Source organism: Actinomadura sp. RB99 (assembly GCF_014706005.1).
GTDB lineage: Bacteria > Actinomycetota > Actinomycetes > Streptosporangiales > Streptosporangiaceae > Spirillospora.
In genome coordinates, this window is sequence record NZ_JABMCA010000144.1 from 1 (window position 1) to 7,910 (window position 7,910).

General features: G+C 75.4%; 7 protein-coding genes and 1 pseudogene. 2 read left to right on the top strand and 6 right to left on the bottom strand.

Translation table 11 applies throughout. From position 1 onward, the window contains the following. Both amrb99_RS48780 and amrb99_RS48785 read left to right on the top strand, forming a co-directional pair. Nucleotides 1-266 (top strand): annotated as a pseudogene (locus amrb99_RS48780) (hypothetical protein); the annotation flags it as partial. Continuing rightward, nucleotides 263-2,740 carry a DUF3488 and transglutaminase-like domain-containing protein gene (locus amrb99_RS48785; RefSeq protein ID WP_241756668.1) on the top strand — a complete coding sequence of 826 codons (2,478 nt, stop codon included), beginning with the start codon at nt 263-265 and terminating at the stop codon, nt 2,738-2,740. The pseudogene amrb99_RS48780 and the gene amrb99_RS48785, both read left to right, overlap by 4 nt. 99 nt (nt 2,741-2,839) lie before the next feature. Here amrb99_RS48785 and amrb99_RS48790 read toward each other — a convergent pair whose 3' ends face one another. The 6 genes from amrb99_RS48790 to amrb99_RS48815 form a co-directional block, all read right to left on the bottom strand. Further along, nucleotides 2,840-3,229 carry a DUF3040 domain-containing protein gene (locus amrb99_RS48790; RefSeq protein ID WP_190868928.1) on the bottom strand — a complete coding sequence of 130 codons (390 nt, stop codon included), beginning with the start codon at nt 3,227-3,229 and terminating at the stop codon, nt 2,840-2,842. Nucleotides 3,230-3,376: 147 nt separating this feature from the next. Continuing rightward, the gene (locus tag amrb99_RS48795; protein WP_190868929.1) at nt 3,377-4,642 is read right to left on the bottom strand and encodes a DNA polymerase IV; all 1,266 of its coding nucleotides are present in this window, start codon (nt 4,640-4,642) and stop codon (nt 3,377-3,379) included. A gap of 6 nt (nt 4,643-4,648) precedes the next feature. Continuing rightward, on the bottom strand, nt 4,649-5,368 hold the full coding sequence (locus amrb99_RS48800; RefSeq protein ID WP_347257199.1) for a methyltransferase domain-containing protein: 720 nt from the start codon (nt 5,366-5,368) through the stop codon (nt 4,649-4,651). A 124-nt stretch (nt 5,369-5,492) separates the two neighbouring features. Continuing rightward, a complete protein-coding gene (nusB, locus tag amrb99_RS48805; protein WP_190868931.1) occupies nt 5,493-5,909 on the bottom strand; it encodes a transcription antitermination factor NusB in 417 nt (138 codons plus the stop codon). Between the two features lies 1 nt (nt 5,910). Continuing rightward, nucleotides 5,911-6,468 carry an elongation factor P gene (gene efp / locus amrb99_RS48810; protein WP_190868932.1) on the bottom strand — a complete coding sequence of 186 codons (558 nt, stop codon included), beginning with the start codon at nt 6,466-6,468 and terminating at the stop codon, nt 5,911-5,913. 42 nt (nt 6,469-6,510) lie between these two features. After that, nucleotides 6,511-7,614 (bottom strand): aminopeptidase P family protein, encoded by a 1,104-nt coding sequence (locus tag amrb99_RS48815; protein ID WP_241756669.1) that lies wholly within the window; start codon nt 7,612-7,614, stop codon nt 6,511-6,513. Between the last annotated feature and the right edge of the window lie 296 nt (nt 7,615-7,910).

Here is a 7,910-nt window from a genome sequence, read left to right on the forward strand (position 1 = left end):
CGGAGCCGCGCTCCGGGGACGCGGACGACGCGCCGCTGGCGCCGGAGGCCGCCGCCGGGCTGCTGCGCGCGGGCGGGTGGCGGGTGATGGTCGTCCGGTCCGCGGCGGAGCTGGCCGAGGCGTGGGCGGGGGCCGGGCACGGCCGCTCCGCCCCGCGCGGCGCCTCCGGGCGGGACGAGCCCGGCGGGGCACCCGCGGACGCGGACGCCGACGCGGGCAGGGACGCGAGGGACGAGGCGGCGGACGCCACCGGAGGCGCGGCATGAGGATCCGGATGACGGTCGTGGCCGCGGTCGCGACGCTGGCCTGCTCGATCGGGCTCTACCCGCTGTTCGCCAGCGGCAGGTGGTTCTGGACGGGCGCCGCCGCGGTGCTGGCGGCGGCCTGCGGCGGGCTCGTCTCGCGCCGGCTGCGGCTGCCGGCGGTGCTGGACCCGCTGTTCGGGCTGGCGGCGCTGCTGCTGTACCTGACCGCGGCGTACGCGGCGGGCGAGGCGTGGCTCGGGTTCGTCCCGTCGCCGGGCTCGCTGGAGCACCTGGCCGACCTGGCCGGGGACGGCTGGAACGCCGCGAACCGGTACGCGGCGCCGGTGCCGCTGGTGTCGGGGATCGGGCTGCTGGTCGCCGCCGGGATCGGCGTCGTCGCCGTGCTGGTCGACCTGCTGGCGGTGCGGCTGCGCCGGGCGGCGCCGGCCGGGCTGCCGCTGCTGGCGATGTACAGCGTGCCCGCGGCGGTCCGCCAGGACGGCGTCGGGTGGCTGGCGTTCGGCGTCGGCGCGCTCGGCTTCCTCGGCCTGCTCATGGCGGACGCCCGCGAGCAGGTCGGCGGGTGGGGCCGGGCGGTCACCGTCCACCGGCACGGCGGGGAGCTCCCGCTGGCCGGGGCGGAGCCGCCGAGCGGCCAGCGCGTCCGGGCCGACGGCGGCCGGCGGGCGGCGAGCGGCCGGCGGATCGCGGTCGGCTCGGTGGCGATCGCGGTGCTGCTGCCGATGGCGATCCCGGGCATCCACCCGCGCGGCGTGTTCGGCATGGGCGGCGGCGGACGCGGCCAGGGCGGCACCCAGACGGTCACGACGCCGGACCCGCTCGTCAGCCTGAAGCGGGAGCTGACCCGGCTGGACGACTCGGTCGTCCTCACCTACCGGACCGACGACCCGGACGGCCCCGACTACCTGCGCCTGTACGCCCTCGACCGGTTCGACGGCGACCGGTGGACCTACAGCCGGCTGAGCAGCAGCGCCGCGGACCGGCTGTCGGGCCGGACGCTGCCGCCGCCGCCCGGGCTGAGCATCGCCCCGGTGCACGAGGTGACGACCCAGGTGAAGGTGAGCGCCGAGGTCCGCGACATGACCTTCCTGCCGGTGCCGTACGCGCCGACCCGGGTGTCGATCAAGGGCGACTGGCGGGTGCACCGGCAGTCGCTGATGATCTACTCGCTGAGCGACGCGGCCGGCGGCCGCGCCTACACCGTCAAGAGCCTGCGCGCCGACCCGGACGCGGCGGACCTGTCCGCCGCCGTCGGGTACCCGGCGGACGTCGTGTCCCACTACACCGCCGTCCCGAAGAACATCCCGCAGCAGGTCAGGACGCTCGCGCAGAACGTGACGGCGGGCGCGGCGACCGCGCGGGCGCAGGCGGTGAAGCTGCAGCGCTGGTTCACCCTGACGGGCGGGTTCACCTACGACCTGTCGACGCCGGCGCCGCAGCACGGCAACGACCTCGTCGACTTCCTGCTGCGCAGCAAGCGGGGGTACTGCGAGCAGTTCGCCGCGTCGATGGCGCTGATGGCGCGGATCCTCGGCATCCCGTCGCGCGTCGCGATGGGCTACACGTCCGGCACGGAGACGCAGCCGGGGACGTGGGTGGTGCGGTCGCGGGACGCGCACGCGTGGCCCGAACTGTACTTCGAGGGGTCGGGCTGGGTGCGGTTCGAGCCGACGCCGGCGGGCCCGGCCGGGCAGGGCACGGCGGTGACGCCGGCCTACAGCCAGCCAGCGGGCGGCGGCGGGCGGCAGGGCGACGACGCGCTGCCGTCCCCGTCGGCGACCTCGGGGCCGGACCGGTCGTCCGCCTCGCCGTCGGCCGCGCCGCACCGCAACGACACCGGTGCGCAGGGCGGGCTCACGCGGCAGGACTCCGGGGACGGCGGGATGTCGGCCGCGCCGTGGATCGCGGGCGGGGTGCTCGTGCTGCTGCTCCTCGCGGTCCCGATGGCGCTGCGGGCGCTGACCCGGCGGCGCCGATGGGCGGCGCTGTCCCCGCGGCCGCGGGGAGACGGTGAGGACCCCCGCCCGGAGGGCCGCGGCGGCGCGTCCGGCGGCGTCCCCGACGGAGGCGACGCCGCGCACGCGGCGTGGTGGGAGATGCGCGCCGACGCGCTCGACCACGGGTTGGAGTGGCGGCCGAGCGACTCGCCGCGCGCGGCGGCGCGGCGGCTCGGCGAGCTGCTGGAACTGGACGAGGTCCCGGCGGAGGCGCTCGGCCGGATCGCCCGCGCCGAGGAGCTGGCCCGCTATGCGCGGACCCGCGCCGCCGAGCCGCCCGAGCGGCTGCGCGCCGACGTGCGGACCGTGCGCGCGGCGTTCGCCGCGTCCGTGGGGCGCCGGGCCCGCTGGCGCGCCCGGGTCTTCCCGCCGTCGGCGATGGCGCAGGCGCGGGCCGCGGTGCGCGGCACCGGCAACCGCGTCGCCGACCTGGCGGACCGGCTCAACGAGCTCCCGAACCGCATGCGGCGCCGCTAGGGCCTCGCAGGCCCGCGGCGCCGCTCAGACGTGGCCCGGCCGGTCAGGCGGATCCGGCCGGGCGGACGTGTTGGCAGGTGCGGACGTGGTCCGGCCGGCTCACTCGCCTTCGGTGCGGCGGCGCCAGCGTTCCTCCATCCGCTCCATGAAGCCGGCCTTCGCGGGGCGGGCCTGGCGGCCGCGCCGCGCCGGCTCGTTCCCGATGCCCGCCATCCGCTTCCAGCTCGTGAGGGCCCAGACGCAGCAGACCACCATGAGCAGGAAGCCCGCCACGCTGACCGCGATGGTCGCGGTCCCGGCGTTGATGACGAGCCCGGCCATCAGCGCGCAGACACCGACGACGAACCCGAGCGCGGCCTTGATGATGCGGCGCTTGTAGTGCACCTGAGGGTTGGTCGACCGGACGGCGTGCGCGAACTTCGGATCCTCGGCGTACAGCGCCTGCTCGATCTGCTCGAGCATGCGCTGTTCGTGCTCAGACAGCGGCACGGCGCCTCCCAACGACAGCCCCGCGGCGGGGTATCCGATGCGGGACGGGAACGTCAACGGTGATATGCCCAGAATACGAGCACTCACCGGCGTACGAAAGCGAACGGCGGGTCCAGGGCCCCATACCGGTCAGCTCACCGCCTTCTCTCATCGTCTCCCGTCCCTGCCGTCGCGTGCGTCACCGTCGTGCGCGCGCTCGACCAGGGCGGCGGGCCGGACGGCACCATGGCCGAACCGGTTCGCCACCTGGTCCATCGCGCGTTCGGCCTCGCGCCAGCCGCGTTCCGGCTCGTCGAAGGCGAGCTGACGGGGGGCCTCGCCGGCGGGGCACAGGTTCTCCACCCGCACCCCCACCAGACGGAGTCGTACCCGTTCCAGCCCGGCCCCCTCATAGAGCTCGCAGGCTGTGACATAGATCACACGGGCGAGGTCGGTGGGCTCGCGCAGCGTCCGCGCCCGGGTGATCGTCTTGAAGTTCGCCATCCGGAGTTTGACGCTCACCGTGCGTCCCGCGTTCCCCGACGCGCGCAGCCGCGCGCCGACCTTCTCGGCCAGCCGCAGCAGCTCCCGGCGGATCACCTCCGGGTCGTCGACGTCGGTGTCGAACGTCTCCTCCGCGCCGATGCTCTTGTCGGGCGTGTGCGGGACGACCTCGCGCGGGTCGCGGCCCCACGCCAGCTCGTGCAGGTGCGCGCCCATGGCGTTGCCCAGCTCGCGCTGGAGCGTCGTCACGGGGACCCGGGCGAGCTGCCCGACCGTGCGGAGACCGAGCCGGGTCAGCGTCTGCTCCGTGCGCTCCCCGACGCCCCACAGGGCCGCGACGGGCAGCGGGTGCAGGAAGTCCTCGACGCCGTCGGCGGGGACGACGAGCAGGCCGTCCGGCTTGCAGCGGGTCGAGGCGAGCTTGGCGACGAACTTGGTGCTCGCGACGCCGACCGAGCAGGTGATGCCCTGCTGCGCCCGGACCTGCTCGCGGATCATCCGGGCGATCTCCGCCGGGCGCCCGAGCCGCCGGCCCGCGCCCGCCACGTCCAGGAACGCCTCGTCCAGCGAGAGGCCCTCCACCAGCGGGGTGATCGAGCGGAAGATCTCGAAGACCGCCGCCGACACCCGCCCGTACTTGCCGTGGCTGACCGGCAGCACCACCGCCTGCGGGCACAGCCGCCGCGCCCGCGACATCGGCATCGCCGAGTGCACGCCGAACCTCCGGGCCTCGTACGACGCCGCGGACACCACGCCGCGCGGCCCCGCGCCGCCCACCACCACCGGACGGCCCCGCAGCTCCGGCCGCTCCAGCAGCTCGACGCTGACGAAGAACGCGTCCATGTCCACGTGCAGGATCGAGCAGCCGGTGTCGTCGGCGGGCGGCCCCGGCTGCGGCCCGGGCCGGTGCAGCTGCTGCTTGCGGCTCATGGGGGTCTACTCGGCCGGCTTGTCGGCCACCAGGTGCAGCTGCGCGGCCAGGTCGCGCAGCACGGGGTGCACCGCCGCGACGGACTCCAGCGCGATCAGCGCCTCCGCGGAGTCGGTGTCGCCGTCCAGCATCCCGCTCGGCACCAGGTCGGCGAAGATCCGCACGCCGTGCAGCTCGGCGACCCGCAGGCCCGCGCCGCGGACCAGCGCCGACAGCGTCTCCCGGGTGAACCGGCGGGGCATCCGGTCGCCCTCGCCCCACCGCCCGGACACGTCCGTCAGCACCCGGCGCGCGTCGTCGAAGTGGCCGGACACGGCGCGGTGCAGCGCGGCGGCGACCTGCCCGGCCACCAGCACGCTCACCGACCCGCCCGGGCGGACGACGGCGGTCAGCGCGGCCATCGCCGCGCCCGGGTCGTCGACGTACTCCAGCACGCTGTGGCACAGCACCAGGTCGGCGGCGCCGGCGCCCAGCAGGTCGGGCAGGTCGACCGCGTCGCCCTGGACGGCCCGGACCCGCACCCCGGACTCGGCGGCGCGGCGCTCCAGCGCGGCCAGCGCGTCCGGGTTGGCGTCCACGACCGTGACCCGGTGGCCGAGCTCGGCGAGCGGCACCGCGAACCCGCCGGTGCCGCCGCCCACGTCCACGACGTCGCTCCGGCCGGCCTCGGGGGCGATGCGGTCCAGGACGGTGCGCAGCGCCTCCCACAGGACCGCGCTGCGCACGCGGCTGCTCCCGCGCACCCGCTTCTGTTGCCGGCCGGCCACGGCCGCTCCGCTAACGTCGTTCATCCCCGCCCACCCTAGCCGCCCGCCGCGGTCGGGCGGGCGCCAGGCGACCTTTCGCCCGCTACAGCGAGAGGGAGGGCTTGAGCTGCTGGAGGCGGGAGAGGAGGCCGTTGACGAACCGGGGCGACTCGTCGGTGGACAGCTCGGTCGCGAGGCCGACCGCCTCGCTCACCGCGACGCCGTCCGGGACGTCGTCCACCCACAGCAGCTCGTAGGCGCCCATCCGCAGGATGTTGCGGTCGACGACCGGCATCCGCTCCAGCGTCCAGCCGGTCGCGTAGGTGGCGATCAGCTCGTCGATGCGCTCCCGGTGCTCCTGCACGCCCTCGATCAGCCGCACCGCGTGCGGGTACTCCGAGAGCTCGTCCTGGTTGGGACGGCCCCGCGCCGCCAGCACCGCGGTCGGCAGCTCCTCGCGCAGCTCCGCCGCGAACAGGATGTCCAGGGCGAGCTTGCGGGCCTTGGTCCGTGCCGCCATCTCAGCCGCGGCCGAGGTACTCGCCGGAGCGGGTGTCGACCTTGACCTTCTCGCCGGTGGTGATGAACAGCGGCACCTGGATCTGCGCGCCGGTCTCCAGCGTGGCGGGCTTGCTGCCGCCGGTGGAGCGGTCGCCCTGCAGGCCCGGCTCGGTCTCGGTGATCTCCAGCACCACGGCGGCGGGCAGCTCGACGTAGAGCGGGTTCTCGTTGTTGAACGCGATCACGGCGTTCTGCTCGGGCAGCAGGTAGTCGGCGGCGGCGCCCACGGTGGCCGCGGGGATGTGCGGCTGGTCGTAGGTCTCGGTGTCCATGAAGACGAAGTCCTCGCCCTCGCGGTAGAGGTACTGCATCTCGCGCTTGTCCACGCTCGCCACGTCGACCTTGGTGCCGGCGTTGAAGGTCTTGTCGACGACCTTGCCCGACAGCACGTTCTTGAGCTTGGTGCGGACGAACGCGCCGCCCTTGCCGGGCTTGACGTGCTGGAACTCCTGGACGGTCCACAGCTGGCCGTCGAGGTTCAGCGTCATGCCGTTCTTGAGGTCGTTCGTCGTCGCCACTGCGTTGTTCTCCCGGTCGCGGGCCCGCTCGCTGATCGGACGTCAGAGTACGAGCAGGTCCTTCGTCGTTGTGGTGAGGAGCTCCGGGCCGCCCGGGCGGACGACCAAGGTGTCCTCGATGCGGACTCCGCCCCGGCCCGCCAGGTACACCCCCGGCTCCGCGGTGATCGGAACCCGATCCATCAGCTTACCGGTCCTGTCGTACCCCATGAGCGGTGCCTCGTGGATCTCCAGGCCGACGCCGTGCCCGAGCCCGTGGGTGAACGCCTCGCCGTGGCCGGCGTCCGCGATGAGGCCGCGGGCGGCGGCGTCGACGTCCTTGGTCTCGGCGCCGGGGCGGGCGGCGGCGATCGAGGCGAGCTGCGCGCGCAGGACCAGGTCGTACAGGTCGCGCTGCCAGCCGGCGGGGTCGCCGACCGCGACGGTGCGGGTCATGTCGGCGTGGTAGCCGCCGTAGCGCGCGCCGAAGTCGAGGGTGACGAGGTCGCCGCGCTGCAGCTCGCGGCCGCCGGGGTGGTGGTGCGGGACGGCCCCGTTCGGCCCGGACGCGACGATGGAGTCGAACGCGGGGCCCTCGGCGCCGAAGTCGACCATGGCGCGTTCGAGGGCGATCGCGACGGCCCGCTCGGTGACGCCGGCGCGGATCTCGGGGAGGACGGCCTCGAAGGCGCGGTCGGTGATGGCGCACGCCTCGCGCAGCAGGCCGATCTCGTCCTCGTCCTTGATCCGGCGCAGGTCCTCGACGAGGCGGCCGAGCGGCCGCAGCGGGATGTCGGCGGCCTCGGCGAGCCCGGCGTGCCGCTCGACGGTGAGGTCGTGCGGTTCGAAGCCGAGGGCGCGGTGGCCGGAGGCGGCCGCGCGGGTGGTGAGCGCCTCGGCGGTCCGCCGCTCGACGAGGGTCTCCAGTTCGGGGCAGACCTCGGCGGCCGTCCCGGCGTAGCGGCCGTCGGTGGCGAGCACCGCGGGCCCGTCGGCCGGGACGAGCAGTGCGGCGTTGGAGCTGTCGAGTCCGGTGAGGTAGCGGACGTTGACGAGCCTGGTCACGAGGATCGCGTCGGCGTCCGCCTCGGCGACGAGCGCGGCCAGCCGGCGGCGGCGCTCCGCGCGCCTGTCCTCGTGCGTCCCGTCCATGTGCGCCTCCCCCATGGTCAGGACTCTAGAGCACGCGGTCCCCGGTCGCGCGGCCCGTCTCGACGCGGTCACAGAACATGAGAATCACTCGACTTCCGGATCGGAGGGGCCTAGGTTGCCGCGCGAGTGATCGTTCCATCCCGCCCCGTCCCCCCGCACTGGACGTCCCTGGAGGGATTCCCCTTGACCCGAGTCAGCCGCCGCAGATTGCTCGGAACGGGCGCGCTCACCGCCGCCGGAGCCGTGGTCTCCGCCGCCGCGGCGCCCGCCGCCGCCGCGAGGACCGCCGCCCGGCCCGCCGCCGCCCCGGC